This window comes from Streptomyces sp. NPDC094448 (assembly GCF_044763775.1).
In the GTDB taxonomy this organism is placed as follows: Bacteria; Actinomycetota; Actinomycetes; order Streptomycetales; family Streptomycetaceae; genus Streptomyces.
In genome coordinates this window covers 822,651-840,889 of record NZ_JBIWGU010000001.1, presented here as the reverse complement: position 1 = coordinate 840,889, position 18,239 = coordinate 822,651, and the positions used below count along the sequence as shown (strand labels likewise).

The 18,239-nt window shown below is 72.3% G+C and carries 15 protein-coding genes, 1 tRNA gene and 1 pseudogene; 3 read left to right on the top strand and 14 right to left on the bottom strand.

What is annotated here, in order from left to right; genetic code table 11:
• Window positions 1-214: 214 nt before the first annotated feature.
• Together lanL and ACIQ9E_RS03430 are read right to left on the bottom strand one after the other, a co-directional pair.
• On the bottom strand, window positions 215-2,995 hold the full coding sequence (gene lanL / locus ACIQ9E_RS03435; protein WP_403701176.1) for a class IV lanthionine synthetase LanL: 2,781 nt from the start codon (window positions 2,993-2,995) through the stop codon (window positions 215-217).
• A gap of 18 nt (window positions 2,996-3,013) precedes the next feature.
• On the bottom strand, window positions 3,014-4,054 hold the full coding sequence (locus tag ACIQ9E_RS03430) for a radical SAM protein (RefSeq protein WP_403701173.1): 1,041 nt from the start codon (window positions 4,052-4,054) through the stop codon (window positions 3,014-3,016).
• A gap of 622 nt (window positions 4,055-4,676) precedes the next feature.
• Between ACIQ9E_RS03430 and ACIQ9E_RS03425 the strand changes: the two are divergent.
• Window positions 4,677-4,961, top strand: a pseudogene (locus tag ACIQ9E_RS03425) (DUF6891 domain-containing protein); the annotation flags it as partial.
• Between the two features lie 642 nt (window positions 4,962-5,603).
• Here the strand turns inward: ACIQ9E_RS03425 and ACIQ9E_RS03420 are convergent.
• The 9 genes from ACIQ9E_RS03420 to ACIQ9E_RS03380 form a co-directional block, all read right to left on the bottom strand.
• Window positions 5,604-6,209, bottom strand: a complete 606-nt coding sequence (locus tag ACIQ9E_RS03420) for an HD domain-containing protein (RefSeq protein ID WP_403701170.1) — start codon at window positions 6,207-6,209, stop codon at window positions 5,604-5,606.
• 681 nt (window positions 6,210-6,890) lie between these two features.
• A tRNA-Pro gene (locus ACIQ9E_RS03415) sits at window positions 6,891-6,964 on the bottom strand.
• A 137-nt stretch (window positions 6,965-7,101) separates the two neighbouring features.
• Window positions 7,102-7,470 (bottom strand): MmcQ/YjbR family DNA-binding protein, encoded by a 369-nt coding sequence (locus tag ACIQ9E_RS03410; protein ID WP_403701167.1) that lies wholly within the window; start codon window positions 7,468-7,470, stop codon window positions 7,102-7,104.
• Between the two features lie 72 nt (window positions 7,471-7,542).
• Window positions 7,543-8,127: a GAF domain-containing protein gene (locus ACIQ9E_RS03405; protein ID WP_403701164.1), complete on the bottom strand. Its 585-nt coding sequence runs from the start codon at window positions 8,125-8,127 to the stop codon at window positions 7,543-7,545.
• On the bottom strand, window positions 8,124-8,879 hold the full coding sequence (locus ACIQ9E_RS03400; protein WP_403701161.1) for a GTP-binding protein: 756 nt from the start codon (window positions 8,877-8,879) through the stop codon (window positions 8,124-8,126). Before ACIQ9E_RS03400 ends, ACIQ9E_RS03405 begins: the two co-directional genes overlap by 4 nt.
• Window positions 8,857-9,228 (bottom strand): DUF742 domain-containing protein, encoded by a 372-nt coding sequence (locus ACIQ9E_RS03395; RefSeq protein WP_403701158.1) that lies wholly within the window; start codon window positions 9,226-9,228, stop codon window positions 8,857-8,859. The genes ACIQ9E_RS03400 and ACIQ9E_RS03395 overlap by 23 nt, the downstream gene beginning before the upstream one ends.
• Window positions 9,229-9,233: 5 nt before the next feature.
• Window positions 9,234-9,668, bottom strand: a complete 435-nt coding sequence (locus tag ACIQ9E_RS03390) for a roadblock/LC7 domain-containing protein (protein WP_366257377.1) — start codon at window positions 9,666-9,668, stop codon at window positions 9,234-9,236.
• 7 nt (window positions 9,669-9,675) lie between these two features.
• Window positions 9,676-11,538, bottom strand: coding sequence for an ATP-binding protein (locus ACIQ9E_RS03385; protein WP_403701155.1), 1,863 nt, complete (start codon window positions 11,536-11,538; stop codon window positions 9,676-9,678).
• Between the two features lie 615 nt (window positions 11,539-12,153).
• The gene (locus ACIQ9E_RS03380; RefSeq protein WP_403701152.1) at window positions 12,154-13,383 is read right to left on the bottom strand and encodes an MBL fold metallo-hydrolase; all 1,230 of its coding nucleotides are present in this window, start codon (window positions 13,381-13,383) and stop codon (window positions 12,154-12,156) included.
• A gap of 516 nt (window positions 13,384-13,899) precedes the next feature.
• On the opposite strand from ACIQ9E_RS03380, the gene ACIQ9E_RS03375 reads away from it, so the two are divergent.
• Window positions 13,900-15,090: a Glu/Leu/Phe/Val dehydrogenase dimerization domain-containing protein gene (locus tag ACIQ9E_RS03375; RefSeq protein ID WP_403701149.1), complete on the top strand. Its 1,191-nt coding sequence runs from the start codon at window positions 13,900-13,902 to the stop codon at window positions 15,088-15,090.
• Window positions 15,091-15,194: 104 nt separating this feature from the next.
• Window positions 15,195-15,815 carry a TetR family transcriptional regulator C-terminal domain-containing protein gene (locus ACIQ9E_RS03370; protein ID WP_403701146.1) on the top strand — a complete coding sequence of 207 codons (621 nt, stop codon included), beginning with the start codon at window positions 15,195-15,197 and terminating at the stop codon, window positions 15,813-15,815.
• A 264-nt stretch (window positions 15,816-16,079) separates the two neighbouring features.
• Here the strand turns inward: ACIQ9E_RS03370 and ACIQ9E_RS03365 are convergent, their stop codons facing one another.
• The 3 genes from ACIQ9E_RS03365 to ACIQ9E_RS03355 all read right to left on the bottom strand — a co-directional run bounded on the left by ACIQ9E_RS03365 (window position 16,080) and on the right by ACIQ9E_RS03355 (window position 18,200).
• On the bottom strand, window positions 16,080-17,144 hold the full coding sequence (locus tag ACIQ9E_RS03365) for a DUF6745 domain-containing protein (RefSeq protein WP_403701143.1): 1,065 nt from the start codon (window positions 17,142-17,144) through the stop codon (window positions 16,080-16,082).
• Window positions 17,145-17,303: 159 nt separating this feature from the next.
• On the bottom strand, window positions 17,304-17,630 hold the full coding sequence (locus ACIQ9E_RS03360) for a hypothetical protein (RefSeq protein ID WP_403701140.1): 327 nt from the start codon (window positions 17,628-17,630) through the stop codon (window positions 17,304-17,306).
• A gap of 99 nt (window positions 17,631-17,729) precedes the next feature.
• A complete protein-coding gene (locus tag ACIQ9E_RS03355; protein WP_403701137.1) occupies window positions 17,730-18,200 on the bottom strand; it encodes a hypothetical protein in 471 nt (156 codons plus the stop codon).
• Between the last annotated feature and the right edge of the window lie 39 nt (window positions 18,201-18,239).

Below are 18,239 nucleotides of genomic sequence, written 5' to 3'. Positions count from 1 at the left end.
TCCTGATGTCACATGTCGTCGTGACCGTGCACGGGAACAGGCCGAGGTCGGCCTCCTCCTCCTGCAGCATCTGCAGGGCGTCCACGCTGTACTCCGGTTCGGTGTCCATGGTCTTCACCTCCCTTCTCTTGTACGGCGGCTGAGGGTGGGTGACCGTGCCGCAGCGGGTCGGCCCGCGGTGGCACGGGTGGGGCGGCCGGTCGGGAACGGCCGGTCAGAAGGTGGCTGCCGGGGCGTGACCGGTCAGCAGGCCGGGTTGCCACAGGCGCGGTCCGCCGTGGCGGAGACGGAGGTGGAAGGCGAGGACGCCGCTGAGACCGGTGGCGTAGTCGGCCACCACGGCCGTGCCGGTTTCGTCCGGGGCGAGGCGCCGTCCGTGGTGCAGGGCGTACCGGTGGTGGATGCAGGCGGCGAGCCGGCCGGCCGCGTCGCGATAGTGGTCGTCGCCGGTGGCCTGGGCGAGGTCGAGGAGGAAGTCCCCGTCACCGGCCAGTCCGTGGCACTGGGCGGGCGATACATGCCGGCGCGCCCGGAACACCGCTTCCGCCGCCTGAGCCGCCAGGTCCAGGTACTGCTGCTCGCCGCTGGTCTGCCAGTACCTCAGCAGGAAGGTGCCGATCCCCGAGGACCCGCTGCACCAGTGGGTCTTGTACCGCCGGTCGTTTTCTGCCGTCGGCCAGTGGGCGGCGCCGTCCTCGACCTGGGCTGCGGCTGCCAGGGTCCGGGCCGCGGCATCGGCCTGTTCGGCGTACGTACCGTCCCCGGTGGCTCGGGCCGCTGCCAGCAGGAACGCGCCCACACCGGCTGTCCCATGGGCGAAGCCGTAGTGGCTCACCCCGGCGAGGGCGGACGGGTAGTCGGCGGGGACGGGCCAGTGGATTCCGCCGTCGTGGTGTTCGGCCGCGGCGGTGACGGTGTCGGCCGCTTGGCGGGCCCGGTCCAGGAAAGCGGCCTCGCCGGTAGCCTCCCAGAACCTCAGCAGGGCCAGTCCGGCCCCGGAGGCACCGTGGCAGACGTCGGGGTTCGGGCAGGCCGTGGGTATGCGGAAGCTCAGATCGCGGGCCTGCTGAACCAATGCCGGAGCGTCCAGGGCCAGTCCCGCGTCCAGCAGTGCCCATGCGGTGCCGGACCGTCCGAAGTGAAGACCGGGCAGCGTGCGCGGTTCACGCGTCACGTGGCGGCCGATCCACGTCGCAGCGGTGGTCACCGCCTGCCGCAGTGCTGGGTCCGGCTCGGCCTGATAAGCACGGACGAGGACCTCAAGTATCCCGGCTGCGCCGTGTTGCACGGCGAACGGGTCGGTGGTGGCGCCGAATGTCCCCGAGGGCCAGAGCCGATCCGGATCCTGGGGGTCCATCGTCGCGAGGAGGTACTCGACGGCATCGGCGATGAGGGGTTTCAGGTCCGCCTCGGTGAACGCGGCCTCGGTTCGGCCTGCTGCTTCCTGGGCGGGCTCTCGGCAGGGCGGAGGGTGCGGCTGTGAGGTGTCGGCGAGGCGGGTCGACACCTCCTCCAGCGGGGGCCGCCGCCCGGGGTCCTCGCGCATCAGTTCCAGGATGATCTCGCTGAGCTGCAGGGCTGCCGGGTTGGTGACGGCGAGCCGCTCCAGCCACGTTCCGATCCGGTCTCCGGTCGGGCGGATTGGCGGTTCGTCGGCGGGCAGGACCGGGTCCAGGCCGGTCACCAGGTAGAAGAAGGTGGCGCCCAGGCCGTGCAGGTCGGCGGGCGGGCCCGGTGCAGGCCCGAAGGAGAGCGCGTGGCGCTGTTCGGGCGCGGCGTATCCGGGAGTGCCCGCGCGACCTACGCAGTCCCCGGGGCGCGCCACCAGTTCCAGGTCGATCAGCCGTACGGAGCCGTCCGGGGCGACCATGACATTGCTGGGGTTGAAGTCCCGCAGGACCAGGCCCTGCGCATGCGCAGCCGACATCAGCGCGGCCAGCCCGTGCGCCAGCCGTCGGGCCTCCTGCGGGGCGGGGCCCCAGGTGTCGCCGTTGAGGGTGAGGTTCTGGACCACCCATCGGCGCAGTGAGACACCGGGTAGGGCTTCCTGGACCAGGAACAGGTCTCCTTGTTGTTCGAACAGCCCGAGGGGGCGGGCGCTCAGTCCGGTCGGCTCCAGCAGTTCCAGCATCCGGGCCTCGTGTCGCCGCAGATCGCGAACGTCGCTCCCGGTCAGCTCGGCGCCGGTGTGCGGCCGGGCTTGTTTGATGATGACGTCGGTGCCGGTGCGGCGGTCGGTGCCGCGGTACACCCCGCCGTGGTACGAGTGCCGGATGACCCCTCGGACCAGGTATCTGCCGTCGAGGAGTACGGGTCCGGGACGGGGGCGTGAAGCGGAGGCACCTGGGTCCTGGGCAGGAGTCTCTGCCGGGCCGGCAAGGAGGAAGGGGTCGCGCGGCGCCCAGGACGGTGGAGTGAACCAGGCCTTGCGCTGATCCGGTACAAGGGACCCGTCCGGAGCGATCAGGAAGGACTCGTAGGTCCCGTCGTTCCCCAGTACGGGTACGCCGCCGAAGGCTCCGTACCGGTAGTGCAGGAGGCTGTCGGCGCGGTACCGCCGGTCCGAGAGGATGCCGGGTCCCGGGAGGCCCAGGGTGGCCTGGTGCAGCGCTTCGGCGAGTTCACGGAGCCGGTCGTCGTCGCACTCGGGGTAGACGGTGAGGAACTTCCCGCCACTGCTGCGGCCCGCATGCCGGGACACCAGCTCGCGCACCCGGTCCACGGTGGTGGCGAATTTGAAGGCGACGCGGTGCCGGATCAGGACGTCGGCGGCCCGGGCCAGGACGTACGGTGCGGACAGCGGTGTGGCGGAGAGGTGCAGTTTCCACCCCTGGGGGCGCAGCGGGCGGCCTGCGGGGGTCACCCGGCACCAGAACCCGCTGTCGTCGATCACCCGCCATCGGTTCCTGTCCGCGCGGCTTTCGAGCCGCGCCCGCACGATGCCGGTCAGCAGTTGGTCGGGGCCGGTCCCGTCGGAGCGGTCCAAGGAGTCCACCGGGTTTCTCATCCGGAGTCAGCAGCCGGGTGCCGCGTAGGCGGGGCGGCGGTCGATGCGCGCCAGGTCTTCCGGTGCGGCGAAGCGCTGGTCGAGAGCGCGGGTGGCCTCCGCCCAGCCGGCCATGGTCCGCACCGGGGCGAGGGTCTCGACGACGTAGGGGTCGCTCCAGCGCGCGACCGCCCGCTGCCAGAGTTCGGCGGGTGGGTCCGTCAGCAGGCTGCCCACCGTGCCTTCGTAGATCGGCATGGCCCGCACCGCGCCGTCGGGCTCCACCTGGAGGGCGTGGAACCCGCCGCCCTCGGTGACGGCAACGTCGTACATCCAGAGGAAGGAGTTGTCCGTGGTGCGTACGGTGAGGTTGTCGGGTACGAGGGTCTGCAGCCGGGCGGCGAGTTCGCCCTCGGCGAGTTCTCCGGCCTGTGCGTCGGAGATGAGCTGGTGGTGCTGGAATCCGGTGCGGCTGGCCAGGCCGGCGGGCACGGCCGCCCCGAAGAAGACGAACCCGAGTTCCGGGAAGCGGTCCGCGACGGTGGTGCACAACTGGCCCATCTGGGGGAAGTTGGTTCGGACGACGACGTAGTCGATGCCGAGCCACGGCTCCCGCTCCTGTGTCCCGCGGCGATGGCGGGCCGCTTCGTCCAGCAGGCCGAGGGCCCGCATGGCGCGGTCGTACGAGCCGGACCGGCCCCGGATCCGGTCGTGCACCTCGGGGGTGCCGCCGTCGATGCTGACGCTGACCCGGGAGAAGAGGCGGGCGATGGGCTCGGTCATCCACGGCTCCAGTGACCAGCCGCCGGTGTAGAGGATGATCTCGATGCCTGCCTGCGCGAGTCGTTCCGCCACGTCGAAAACCCCGTTGACCAGGAGGGGTTCGCCGCCTGCCAGGGCGATGCTGTCGGGTCCGAGTTCGATGAGTCCGTCGGCGACCCGCAGCATTCCGTCGAGGTCGAGTTGGCGCGCCGGGCGCCGTCCGGATTCGGAGTAGCAGTGGACGCAGCGCAGTGGACAGGTGTACGTAATGTCCCAAACGATCTGAGCAGGGCCGTTGCGGGTCATGCGTCCCCCTGGTTGTTGTGCGACGAGCAGGTAGCAGAGCTGATGAGCAGGAAACCCCGCGCCCGGCCGGCGTCTCGCCGTGCCGGCCGGTGTGGTCGTCCACCTCCCCCACCGGCTACGAGTCCTTCATCTCGGCAGCGGCGACCGCACCGGCCACCGGGGCCGCGCCAACTCCTCTGTTCACAAGTACTCCTCCTTCCAGTGACGAAGGCCGGTCCTGGGGCCGTCGGACCGTGGATACTGCCCGCCCCTGCTGTCCGGCTGACCCGCCCTCGGAATATGGCGTAGCGCGAGTCCCGAACGCATGGGCCCGATGTCCCGATGTCCCGGGACATCGGGAGTCCCGGACTGGGGGGCAGCTGGATGGCACGCAGCAGGAAGGGGCGGTCACCCGGCTTGAGGTCCCGCCACCGCGCCGGCCTCTCTCAACCCCTGAAAGACACAAACCTCATCGGCACTTCACCTGGCAGTCCCCGAGGCCGAGCCGACCACCCGTCGCCGCGGGCCTCGCCTGTTGCCTGTGTGCCGCCGGCCCTCTGCCCAGCCCCGATAGAACTTTGTCGTCCCCGTCACCACTGCCCGCACCTGCACTTGGCGCACGGCCACCCGGTCGCGGTGAGACGAGCGTCTGGAGTTGGAGAAGCGTGTCCGCGAGGTGCCGGCCGGCGGTTACGCCGACCGCACCGGGCCGGCGGAGCCGGCCGAGGAGTACCTGGTCACTGCGGATCGTCGACCCGTATCGCGCAAGCAGGCTGAGGCGTTGGTCGGCCGAATGTGGCTGGATCGTCTCGCGGAGCAGGCCGAATGGCAGGGCGAGACCGACCCGGAGCGGCTCACCCGCGCGTTCGCCGCCCTGCGGGAGGCCGGTATCACCGCCCGTGGACGGGTTTCCGCCCCCACCCGTTGTGCGCCAGGCCAGGATCCGCCCAATGGTTGTGACGGAGTACTCCATCCGCCACTGAATGGCAGCCCGGACCCCTTTCTGCCGATGCGCTGCTCGCCGACCTGGCCACACTCGGCGTCCGCATGCCCGGCCCGGCCAAGCAGCGGGCCACACTGGCACAGGACAGCGCCATCGCACTGACGCTGATCGAAGAGGCCGCCCCGGGCCGGGTACGTGCTCACCCTGCCGGACGCCCGGTGCGCAGCCACCGCAGTGCGCCTGGAGGCCCAACTGGTTGCCTCAGCTCTCCTTGCCCCCACTCCCTCCGCAATGGGGCCTCCGGCCTTCGGGTCCGGCATGACTTCCCCCTTGCTTTTCATGATCCGGGGAGTACTGTCACCGGGCCCGGAACATCGACGGACCGCTGATGAGGGGCTTGAGCACCGGCTTTACCTGAAATCGAACGGATCGTCGGCGAGGACCAGGAGAAACAGGGAATCCGGCTCGGAGCATGGATCGGAAAGCAGTGCAGTCGGACCGCGGCACTCACACCGGAGCGGGTGGAGCAGCTGTCCGCGATCGGGATGCGGTGGGCTCAGCCGGGGGCAGCATCGCCGCGCCGCGCGCCTGTAGTTCAAGGAACAGTCTCTGCAGACGCCTGGCCAATCAGTGTTTGCGGGCGGGAAAAGCCGACTGGAAGGCCAGACGGCCGCCGGCGGCTGCGCCGATGCGGGTGAGAAGGTCGTCGAGAGCGAGGAACTCCTCCCAGGGCTCCCGACCCGCTGCCCCGGCCAGAGTCCGGGCGAGCCGTTCTTCGAGGACAGGGACGCGCTTGTCCTTCCACACCTTGTCGGCCGCGGCGACCAGAAGGTCCTCGATGGTCACGGCCGGAGCAGCCCATCCGGCATGAGTGGCGGCGAACCGGGCCAGGTCCGGAGGGAACCCGTAATCCAGCAGCAGGTCACGGCCGGCCTGTTCGTGTGCCGAGCCCGGGCCGGTGAGTTCTCCGGGGTGCCGGATCTTTCCCACATCGTGTGTGGCCGCGCCGAAGTGGACGGCGTCGCAGTCGAAGGCGAGACCGGGATGCCGCTCCCCCACCCAGTTGGTGAGTTCGACGGCGACGTCGTGAACCGCGCGCAGATGTGCCGCCAGACGTGGCGGGGCATCCAGAGAGCACAGAAGTTCAGCCACTGCCGGAGGCAGCAGCCGCAGAGGTGGCTCTGCCTGGGCATTGAGGGCCTGGGACAGGAGGTCGGCAGAAGTCGCGGTCATTCGCCCGATCCTATTCGGGGTGTTCAAGAGAAGCTCTCGGACAGTGTGGACACCAGGCGGCGGTCACTACTCCCCTCCCGGTCGGCCGCGAGGTGATCTTTCCGGCAGGGCCGCGGCCGTGGACGGCCATGTGAAGGTTCATTGCCGAGCCGGGCGTGCACATCGTCACCGTGCCTGTGGGAGAGAAGGACGAGCAGGAAGGACCACAACCGCCGATCATGGTCTTGCACAGTGAGGTGGGAAGCCGGGCCGGCGTCCTGGGAGGGACTGCGAGGACGGGCGAACGGCGAGTTCAAGCAGAGCGTGCCTTCAACCGCGGAGCCCGGTCAGGAGGCGGGCGGCATCAAGACCCGCGGTCAGATGGCGGCTGACAACAAGGTGGAACTCGCCACCGACGACGACCGGCTGGAGTTCACCGACCGGATCGGTCCAGTAGCCGGAGCGGCTACGGTCGCCACGTCGTCGTCTTCGCCGCAGCCACCGCAGCCCGCATCGGCGAAGTCTCCGGCATCCGCGTCGCCGACATCGACACCACCAAGTGAATCTGGACCGTCCGCCGGCAGACCACTCCCGCCCCCGGAAGGCGCCGCTGGACCATGTGGTCCCCAACCGCTCCCCAAAAACGGCGGAAAGGCGGTACCGGATTCCTCCGATACCGCCTGCGACCTGCAAAAACACAAGTCGGGACGACAGGATTTGAACCTGCGACCCCTTGACCCCCAGTCAAGTGCGCTACCAAGCTGCGCCACGTCCCGTTACCCGCCTGACCTGGGGTTTCCCCCGGGCCGAACGCGCATGAGAACAATACCGCACTCCAAGCCGTGGTCACGAACGGCTTACCGGCCGGGGCACGGCGTGACCGGGAGGTCACATTCGGTGGCGGCCCGAGGGCTCAGGGACGGGGTGGGGTGGCGAGGTCCGGGTGGGCCGTGAGGAGGGTGCGCGGGGCGGCCTGGCGCCAGGAGTCCAGCAGGATCGCGTACAGCTCGGCGTCGCCGTCCAGGGCCGCCAGGCGGACCCGCAGCCAGGCGTAGTTGTCGTCGTGGCCGGGGCGGAGGAAGAATTTGTCCGGTTCGGCGGCGATCAGCTCGGCCCGCTCGTCCTTGGGGCACTTCACCCCGATGGAGCGGTCGTCCTCGTCGAGGGCGGCGAAGACCCGGCCGCGGTCGGCCAGCCGGAAGGTCGGCATGCCCCAGGCGAGCTTCTCCAGGGCGCCGGGCAGGGAGAGCGCGATACGGCGTACGTCGTCGGCGGTGGCCATGGCACGACGGTACGACGCGGCACCGACACCCGCTCCCGAGCGCGGCCGGGAGCCCGCCCCGTACCCCACGGATCAGATCAGGCCCTCCTCGCGGCGGTGGATCTCCTCCACCAGCTCACCGGCCATGGCCTTGATGTTCTCCAGGCCCGCCCGGCCCCACGGGCGGGGCTCCGTGTCGACGACGCAGACGGTGCCGAGGGTCATACCCGTACGGTCGATCAGCGGGGCGCCGAGATAGGAGCGGACGCCGATCTCGTCGACGACGGGATTGCCGGCGAACCGGGGGTAGTCGCAGACGTCCTCCAGGACCAGGGCCTTGCGCCGGACCACCACATGCGGGCAGTAGCCGTGGTCCCGGGCCATGACCCGGCCGACACCGCCGGAGGAGCCCGCGGCGGCCGCGGCCGCCGCCGTGAGGTCACTGCCGCGGTGGGTGTCCGCGGGGGTGTGCAGCCCGGCGAAGAACTGCCGGTTCTCGTCGATGAAGTTCACGATGGAGTACGGAGCGGCGAAGACGTCGGCCAGCCGGTGGGCGAAGGCGTCGAAGCAGGCGTCCGGACGGTCACCGAGGCCCAGGGTCCGCAGCCGCCGGGTCCGCTCCGGTGCCTCCCGGTCGACCGGGGTGAGCAGCAGGCTGCTGGTCGGGTCGTAGATCACGAGGTCACTCCCCAGCTCCGGACGGAGGCCGGGACCGCGGCGGCGGTGAGCAGGTACTGGACCAGGGTGACCAGGGTGCCGATCCCGGAGCTGGCGATCCGGGCATCGCACAGCACGATCGGCACATCGGGCTTGAGGTCCATCGCCGTGCGTACCTCCTCGGCGCCGTAGCGGTAGGAGCCGTCGAATTCGTTGACGGCGACGGCGAAGCCGATACCGCGGGCCTCGAAGAAGTCGACCGCGGAGAAAGCGTCCGCCAGCCGTCGGGTGTCGGCGAGGACGACCGCGCCGAGCGCGCCCTCCGACAGTTCGTCCCACATGAACCAGAAGCGCTCCTGGCCGGGAGTGCCGAAGAGATAGAGGACATGGCGGTCGTCGAGGGTGATCCGGCCGAAGTCCATCGCGACGGTCGTGGTGGTCTTGGATTCGATTCCGTCGAGGTGATCGGTGGTGACACCGGCCTGGCTGAGCAGTTCCTCGGTGCTCAGCGGGTCGATTTCGCTCACCGCGCCCACGAATGTCGTCTTGCCGACGCCGAACCCGCCCGCGACGAGGATCTTCAGCGCGGCGGGGAAGGAGTCGCGGCCGGTGGTGGACACCGGGACGCCGCCGGCGGGACCGGGGGCCGGACCCGGAGCCGCGGGGTACGGCTCCGCGGAGCCGTACCGGGCGTCTTCGGTCCCCCGGCCCGCGGGCGGGACCGGGGTCCGGATCGGTGGGCCGTCCGGTTCACAGCCGTCGTCGTAGGCCATCAAGCACTGCCTCCAGCAGAGAACGGTCGGTGGGGTGGTCGTGGTGGTGCGGTGGCCGCACGGTGATCGCTCCCCCGTCGACGAGGTCGGAGACGAGGACCTTGGTGACGGCGACGGGCAGTTTCAGATGGGCCGAGAGTTCGGCGACCGTGAGGGCGCCGCGGCACAGGGCGAGCGCCTGGAGGTGCTCGGGGCCGGTCTGTGCGCCGGGGGCGGCTCCGGTCGCCAGGACCAGGCTGAGCAGATCCAGGGCGGCAGTGGGGTGGGTACGGCCGCCGCTGACGGTGTACGGACGGATCAGTTTGCCCGCCGCGTCGTCGAGCAACGGGCGGTCGAGGGGAAGCGGCACCGGCCTCAGTGCCCCGGGACGCCGACGGCTCCGGCCTGCTGACGGGCCGGAGTGATCAGATACGGCCGTACGCTCTTCACCAGCATCGCCATCTCGTAGCCGAGGACGGCCGCATCGGCCTCCCGGCCCGCGAGCACCGCGAGGCAGGTGCCGGAGCCGGCGGTGGAGACGAACAGCAGGGTGGAGTCCAGTTCGACGACCACCTGGCGGACCTCGCCCCCGTCGCCGAAGCGGGCGCCGGCGCTGCGGCCCAGGGAGTAGAGGCCGGAGGCGAGGGCCGCCATATGGTCGGCGGCGTCCTGGTCGAGACCGTGGACGGACTTCACCAGCCCGTCGGAGGACAGCAGGACCGCGTTCCGGGTGTACGGCACACGCTGGACGAGGCCGCTGAGCAGCCAGTCGAGATCCGGCACGGGGCCGTTCGGCACGTCGCTCGCCATCGTGCATCTACTCCTTGGTCGTGGTGTCGTTGCGCCGCGGATCACCCGGCGCGGTCAGGGGGGCGTGCGAGGCGGTCGGGGTTTCGAGGGGCGGCAGGGAGAGGTGCTGCTGCTCCTGGCGGTGTTCGGCGTCCGCTGCTTCGGCCAGGGTGATACCGCGTTGGAAGGCGGCCATCAGTCCGGGGTCGTGGACGGCGTTCTCGTCGGGCCGCCGGGGCGGCGGGGGGGTGCGCAGCTGCGGAACGATGTGTTCCTGGACACGCCGCCGGGGCAGCCGCGGCCGCTCGGGTTCCCCGGGGTCGGCCGGGGCGGCGTGGCGGGGTTCGTAGACCGGTTCGTAGCGGGGGAAGTCCTGCTCGGCGGAGGTAGGGAACGGGTGTTGGGGGGCGCCCGCAAGTGCGGCGGTGGCCGGGTTTCGCCGGACGGGGTTCTCGGTGCGCACGGGCAGCGGCCCGGCGGGCCGGGGCACGGTGTGCGGTGCGGTGCGGAGTCCCGTCCCGCGCTCGCCGGCCGGTGCCGGGATGCCTGCGGTTACGGGGAGGGGGGCGTCGAAGCCGGTACGGGCCCGGCGGGTGCGGCCCGACGGGGACGCCGCGAGACCGCTGCCGGTCCGCAGTCCCTCCGGGTCGGTGCCGAGCAGGCCCTGCGGCAGGACCAGGACGGCCTGCACTCCGCCGTAGATATTGGTCCGGAGCCGTACCGCGATGCCGTGGCGGCGGGCCAAGGCGGAGACGACGAAGAGTCCGATGCGCCCGTCCTGGAGGAGATGCGCGACGTTCACCTGGTCGGGGTCCGCGAGGAGGGCGTTCATCCTGGCCTGCTCGTCGGAGGGCATGCCGAGGCCGCGGTCCTCGACCTCGACGGCCAGCCCGGACGTGACGTACTGGGCGCGGAGCAGCACCTGGGTGTGGGGGGCGGAGAAGAGGGTGGCGTTCTCGACCAGTTCGGCGAGGAGATGGATGACGTCGGCGACGGCATGGCCGCGGAGGGTGCCGTCGATCGGCGGTACGAGTTTGACCCGGGGGTACTGCTCGACCTCGGCGATGGCGGACCGCAGCACCTCGGTCATGGTCACGGGGTGGGACCACTGCCGGCGCGATACGGCCCCGCCGAGGACCGCCAGGTTCTCGGCGTGGCGGCGGATGCGGGTGGCGAGGTGGTCGACGTGGAAGAGGCCCTTGAGCAGCTCCGGGTCCTCGACCTCGTTCTCCAGCTCGTCGAGGAGCTGGATCTCCCGGTGGACCAGCGACTGGAGCCGGCGGGCCAGATTGACGAAGACCTCGACCTTCTGTTCGTTGCCGACGCTGGTGGAGAGCCGGGACGCCTGGACGACGGCGGCGACGGCGGTCCGGCCGAGTCGGCCCAGCTCCCGAGCGAGCAGGTCGAACTCGTCGTCGCCTGAGGCCTCGGGTGCGGGGGTACGGGCCGGGGGCGGCCCCTCCCCGCGGCGGATGCTCTCGACGACGGCCGCCAGCTCCGTCTGGTCGCGTTCGGCGGTACGGCGCAGAGCGGCGGCGCGGGACAGTACGGCGGTCGCCAGCCGGTCGGCGCCGATCGCGGCGGCCGCGACCGAGGCCATGGCGAGGACGGCGGAGACCGCCAGGGTGGCCCAGAGACCGGCGGAGGGACGGGCGCCCGTGGTCTGGACGGTGAACGCTACGGCCGTGGCGCCGCTCAGTGCGGCGGCGAGCGTCGGGAGGACCGCCGTGCGCAGCAGCTGCGGGCGCAGACCGGGGGCCGGGTGCGGGGGGCGGGTACGCGCGGGCCGGGGTCCGTCCGTCTGCGGGCCGGGCCGGGTGGTCTGCCCGCCGTGCCGTCCGCCGCCGTCACGGCCGCCGGTCCGGGGGTCGGGTGGGCGTTGTTGAGACATCCCTGTCCTCGGTGCGTGGTTCCCCAGGCCTCGGCGTACCGCGTACTGGGTGATGGGCACGGTGACCGGGTCCCGCTGGTCGGCCGACGGCGTTTCACGGCCTCCGAGCTGACACACGTTGTTGATCACCGGCAACACACGGTAGTCGCGCCGGGGTGGGGCGCGGAGGGCAGTTGCCGAACTTGCCTGCCGTTCGTCCCGCCCTGGTATGAGGGCTCGTACCCCAGCGCGAATCCCGCGGGTAGCGGGTCGGTGGCCGCGGTGCGCCGGGGCGGGGTGCGCCGGATCCTCCGTGAGAGCCGCGGGTACGGCGCACCCGCCCGGCCCTCCGGCCGCCGCCGGGCGGAGCGGGGCGGGCGGGGAGTGCAGTGCCCGCGGGGCGCGCGGGGGCGCTCGCCCGATCCCGTACCGAACGCGGAATCGCGGCGCTCCGGGTCAGGGGCGGACGGGAATCGCCCGCCGCCGGGTGGCCGACACGGAGCGTCACTCACCCGGCCGGGTGATCCGGAGGGCGGCGAGCGGCCCAGGGTTTCCCTCGGATCGGGCCGGATGAACGGGTGGGGGCAGGCCGCCCCCCGGGCGTCGCGGGCCGGACGGGATTCGCCCGGACAGGGCCTAGGCGGAGGGGGCGACCTTCCGGCCGTCCGTGCCGGGCGACGGTCCGTCCGGTGCGGGGGCGGCCGGGGCGCGGCCGGGGCCGGACGGGGTGGGCCAGCCGTCGGCGGGTGCCGTGGCGACGGCTCGCCACCACTGGTCCTGCGGGATGTCCCCGGTGGTCGGTTCGAAGGGCCGGCCCGGGACCGGCAGGGCGAGCCGGGCGCCGACGGGGGCGGCCGCGGCGACGCTGCCCTCGGCGGGCTCGGCCCAGGGGTGCGGCGCGAGATTGAAGGTGCCCCAGTGGATGGGGAGCATCACTCCGGTGGGCTCGGTCCGCTGGAGGTCGAGATGGGCGCGCAGGCCCTCTTCGGGGGTCATGTGGATATCGGGCCAGTACTCGCTGTAGGCGCCGATCTGGATCATGGTGGCGTCGAAGGGGCCGTATGCCGCGCCGATCTCCCGGAAGCCGGGGAAGTAGCCGGTGTCACCGCTGTGGTAGACGCGGTGGCCGGCCCCGGCGACGACCCAGGAGGCCCAGAGGGTGTGCTGCTGGTTGCGGAGACCGCGGCCGCAGAAGTGCCGCGCGGGGGTGGCGGTGAACCGCAGTCCGGCGATGTCGGCGGATTCGTTCCAGTCGAGTTCGCGGAGCCGGTCGGGCGGCACGCCCCAGCGTTCCAGATGGGCGCCGACGCCGAGGGGGACGGCGAAGACCGTCTCGGACGAGGCGAGCGCCTTGATGGTGGGGAGGTCGAGATGGTCGTAGTGGTCGTGGGAGATCACCACGGCGTCGACCGGGCCGAGGGCGGCGAGGGGCAGCGGGGCGGGGTGGAGCCGTTTGGGGCCGGCGAAGGAGAAGGGGGAACAGCGTTCGCCCCAGACCGGGTCGAAGAGGACCCGGCGGCCGTCGATCTCGGCGAGGACGGTGGAATGCCCCATCCAGGTGAGCCGCAGTCCGGTCACGGGCGGCCGCGCGAGGTCGGCGGCGGTGGCGGGGTGGACCGGGATCCGCCCGGCGGGGGATCTGCGGGCCCGCGCCTCCTTGTGGAAGTAGATCTTCGCGAACTCGGCCATCGACGCGCCGGACGGCCTCGTCCTGGCCCCCACGGGATTCCGGAACGACCCGTCCTCGAAGTTCGGCGAGCTGAGGATCCGCTCCCGTCGCGCCCCGGAGGGGTCGGCGCCGAATGCCTCGGAGCGCAGGGCGCGCAGCCGGGATCGCAGTGTGCGGGGTGAGCCGGCTCCGGTCACGGCACCTCCTGTGTCGGGTCTTCTCATTATGTGCGCGGCATACGTCGGTGCGGGGGCGGAATCACCCGCACGGGCGGTCCGCCCCGTACGGCCGGGGTCCGCCGCCCGGATCGCCTCCGCCGTGATCCTTCAACGTCCGCGCCGGTACGGATGTTCCTGGTCGCGCACCGTGACCCGTCAACATCCGTACCCGCCCTCGCACTCCGTCCCGTGGGCGCCCCTTCTGCACATCCGCACGCCCATATGTCACTCCTACGGTCGATTGACGAGCGCATTGACACCGGACGAACCGGGTTCGGATACTGAACGGTGATTCAGCCGGGTGTCTGTGCGGCCATCCGGTTCTCCCCCTTCGCGCCGTCTTCGGGAAGGTCCGCCCGCCGGGCCGTTCCGGGGCGGGACCGGCCCGGTCGAGGCCGGGCCGCCGCGGGAGCGGGGAGCCCGATCCGCCGGGAACCCGCACGCCGGCCGCCCCGGGGGCCGGACGTGGCCCGGCCCTGCTTCCGGAGCCCCGCCATGACCGACCGTCCTCTGCTCTCGCTCACCTGGACCGATCCGGTCACGGGCCGGCAGGGCCATCTCGTCGTCGACCGTCTCGTCCGCGGTGTGGCGAGCGGCGGACTGCGGATGCGGGCGGGCTGCACGCTGGAGGAGGTGGCGGGCCTGGCCCGGGGGATGACGATGAAGGAGGCACTGCACTACGACCCCGAGGGCCCGGCCGGGAAGTATCTGCCGCTGGGCGGGGCGAAGGGCGGGCTGGACTGCGATCCCCGCGATCCGGAGGCGTACGGCGTCCTGGTCCGCTATCTGCGGGCCGTCCGCCCGTATCTGGAGACGGTCTGGGCCACCGGCGAGGACCTCGGTCTGACCCAGGACGTCGTGGACCGGGCCGTGCGCGAGGCGGGTCTGGTCTCGTCGGTCCAGGCCGTCTACCGGCTGCTGGACGACGAGGCGGCGGCCCGGCGCAGGCTCGCGGACGCCTTCGCGGTGGAGGTCGACGGTATCGGGCTCGACGAACTCGCCGGGGGCTGCGGGGTGGCGGAGGCGGTGCTGGCCGCGCTGGACCGCGCGGATGTGCCGTATCCGGGCACCCGGGTGTCCCTCCAGGGGCTGGGCACGATGGGCGGCGCGACCGCCCGCTTTCTTTCCCGGGCGGGACTGCGGATCGTCGCGGTCGCCGATCTGAAGGGCACCGTCGCCCATCCGGACGGGCTCGACGTGGAGGCACTGCTCGCGGCCCGGGACGCCTACGGCACGGTGGACCGCTCGGCCCTCCGGCCCGGTGACCTGGAACTGCCGGGCGACGCCTGGTTGTCGGTGGACGCGGAGGTGCTCGTTCCGGCGGCGGTGTCGTACGCGATCGACGCAGCCGACGCGGCGCGGATCGGGGCCCGCTGGGTCGTCGAGGCCGCCAATATGCCGGTGCTGCCGGAGGCGGAGGCGGTACTGGCCCGGCGCGGGGTGACCGTCCTGCCCGACGTGGTGGTCAACTCCGGGACGAACGCCTGGTGGTGGTGGACCCTGTTCGGGGACATCGGGGCGGACGCGGACGAGGCCTTCGCGCAACTCCGCGGGTCGATGCGCCGGCTGGTCGGCTCGATGCTGGCGCGGGCCGAAGCGGACGGCACGACTCCGCGGGCGGCGGCGCATGCGATCGTGGCCGAGCGGCTGCCCGTGATCACGGAGCGGTTCGGCGGTCCCGGCTGACGGACGGAACCGCCGCGATACGGTCCCGGCGGCCCTGTCCGGAAAGGGCTCAGGGGCCCGTCGGCCGGGGCGGACGGCAGAGCCCGCTGTGTAGGGTGAGGCCCGTGGCAAGAGTCCGGTTGAGCGTGGCACAGCGGCGCGAGGAACTCCTCGGTGCCGCCGTCGAGCAGATCCAGCTGCGCGGCGTCGCCCAGGTACGGATCGCCGATGTCGCCGCGTCCCTGGGGGTCAGCAACGCCCTGGTGCTCTACCACTTCTCGACCAAGGAACAACTGGTGGCGGCCGCCTTCGCGCATGCCGCGGACGCCGATCTCGCCCATCTGCGCAAGCTGCTGGGACGGCGGACGTCGGCGGTACGGAGACTGCGCGCGGCGGCCCGCTGGTACGCGCCGACCGGTGCGGCCAAGGGCTGGCGGCTGTGGATCGAAGGCTGGGCGGCGGCACTGCGCGAGCCCGCCCTGCGCGAGGTCGCCCGCGATCTGGACCAGCAGTGGAAGGCCGCGCTCACCGAGGTCATCGCCGAGGGCGCGGCAGCCGGGGAGTTCCCCTGCCCCGATCCGGCCGCGGCCGCCTGGCGATTGACGGCCTTCCTGGACGGACTGGCCGTCCAGATGACCTCGTACGCCGGTTCGCTGTCCCGCGCCGCGATGCTGGAGTGGACCGACGAGGCGCTCGCCCGCGAACTGGGCCTGGAGCGGGCGGAACTGGTCATGGCACTGCGCTGACGGCACCATGGGCCGGGCCCGGAGGTTCGACGCGCCGACGGTCCCCGCCCGCGTTCCCGGAGACCGGATCCCCGGCCGGCCGGGACCCGCCGACAGCTAGTCGACGAGGTGCCGCGAGGTTCCGGGAAGCTCCGCCAGGGGACGGTCGAAGTCCGCGTACCGGAACGGATCGGCGGGGCGCCGGGGTCCGCGAGCCGCACGAAGAGGCGGTTCCGGGTCCGGGTGGACGGGCCGCGCGCCCCTCGGCGGCGGCCCCGGTCCGCGTCAGGTCTGGCGCAGCGGCTCGTACTCCTTCTCGTCCAGACCGAAGGTCCAGGCCACGCCCTCCTTCGCGGTACCGGTCGACGGGGGGACCCGCAGCCAGTACGTACGGTAGGTACCGTCGGGCTCCGGAGTGGAGTTGACCACCTCGACCATCACCACGTCCTCGTCGCCGTTCATCGGGATCCGCCAGAGGATTCCGGCCTCGTCCCGGTGCACCGGCCGGGCGCCGGATTCGGCGAGATAGCGGTCGTACCCGTAGAACTCCAGCATCACGCGGCGGAGTTCGGCGTTCTCCTCCTCCCGTATCCGGGCGGGGTCCAGGGACGGGAGTTCGGCGAGGAAGCCGGCGGGGACCGGCATACCGCGCCAGGCGTGGAGGGCGAACCCGTCGGGGAAGCTCAGCGCGGGGCCCGAGCCGTGGTCGAGGCGGCCCGCTTCGTCGCGGTGGAGTTCGGTGGGGCGTTCGCAGATCACCACGGCCTTCTCGTACGGCCACCACCAGCCCGCGGCGGTCGCGATCCGCACCAGCCCTTCGAGCCGCTCGCTCCGTCCGTCGAAGGCGGCGAGCCACGCGGCGTCGTGCTGCCCGAGCACCGCGTCGAGCAGCAGCTGCCGGGTCTCGGTCGCCACGGCCAGCCGCGCATCCAGGGCGTCGTCGGACGTTTCGTCGATCCCGGCGGCCTCGGTCAGCCGCTCCAGGATTCCGGCCCTGATCCGGTCGGCCAGGGCGCGGGTGGTGTCCCAGAGCCGGGCGCCGGTGTCGCTCCACAGCTCCGTCCAGCCGCCGGGGCCCAGCGCGTCGTGGACCCGGCGCCGTTCGTCGGCCCACGGCTTGGTGCGCACCCGGTCCCTGGTGGAGGGTCCCTTCTCGTCCCCGAGGGCACGGACGATACCGATCGCCTCCAGCGGCGAACCCGCCCAGAGGATCCGCTCCGGCTCGGGCAGCCCCGCATCGCGGTAGACCCGGCGGACGCCCTCCTCGGCCGCGGCCCGGTCGGCCGGTCCGGTGGCCGCCGCCACGGCCCGCCACTTGCCCGTCGTGTCGATGTCCTCGACCTGTTGCATCGGACTCCCCGTCCCCTTGTACACCCGGCACCGGCCGGGTTCGTCGTCGTTCTCCTGTGCTGTGCTGCTGCTGTCCCCGGTCCGGCACCGGCGGGGCCGTTCGCCGTCGGGCGGATGCGCCCCCGACGAGCGCGGGGGCACGGGGGCGCGTGAGCGCGGTCAGTCGGCCACGATGCGGACCGCGCCCGGCAGATACTCGCGCTGGCGTATCACCCGGTACCAGCCGCGGGGGAGGTCGATGGCGGCGTGCTCCTCGTGCACGACCTTCCCGCCCTTGGGCAGATGCAGCACCAGGGGCCCGAAGGGGCCCGGCTCCCGCACCAGCCGGCCGGCGCCCAGCACCGCATGGGCGTGGCCGGTGACCTCTCCCAGGGCCAGCACCAGCCGCCCCCGGGGGTCGCGCGATTCGGCGGGGGCGCCGGCGACATGCGCCGGAACGCTCTCCTCGGCGACGGGCACGATCAGCACGTCTCCCTGGCGGTACATAGCTCTCCCCTCGACGCTCGGCACCGAGCGCGCCGAACTGGTGAAAACGCTAAGGGGAGGGTCTGACAACGGCCTCGGATCCGGCTCCGAACTGCCCTTTCACCGAGGGGATTCCGCTTCGGTCCGCCCGGCTGCGCGCAGAAGTTCCCGCCCGGTGCAGGAACGGCCGGGATCCTCGATGAGGCAGAGGGCGAAACCCGCTTCGTCCCGGCCCACGCCCAGCAGCACCGAGCAGCCGGCCCCGGCGCCGGGCGCGGTGAGGTCGATGGTGTCGCCCGCGGCCAGGCTGCCGTCGGGATTCTCCGGCGGTACCCCGCCCCCGGGGACCTCGATACCGAGGAACGCCCACGCCCCGCTCCAGGAATCGGGGCAGGCGGTGCTCCGCGGCAGGCTGCCGCGCAATCCGGTGCCGGCGACCGAGCCGTCGGCCCGGAAGGCGAAGCGGGTACCCGCCTCGTTCGCCCATTCCCCGGTGAGGCCCTCGGCCCCGATGGGTGCGCTGTCGATACCGTCGTCGCAGGCAGTGGACGCAACGGCCAGCAGCACCGCCAGGGCCGCCGTGCTCATCATCCTTCTTCTCATCCCCGTACCCCCTGTTCTCCGAACCAA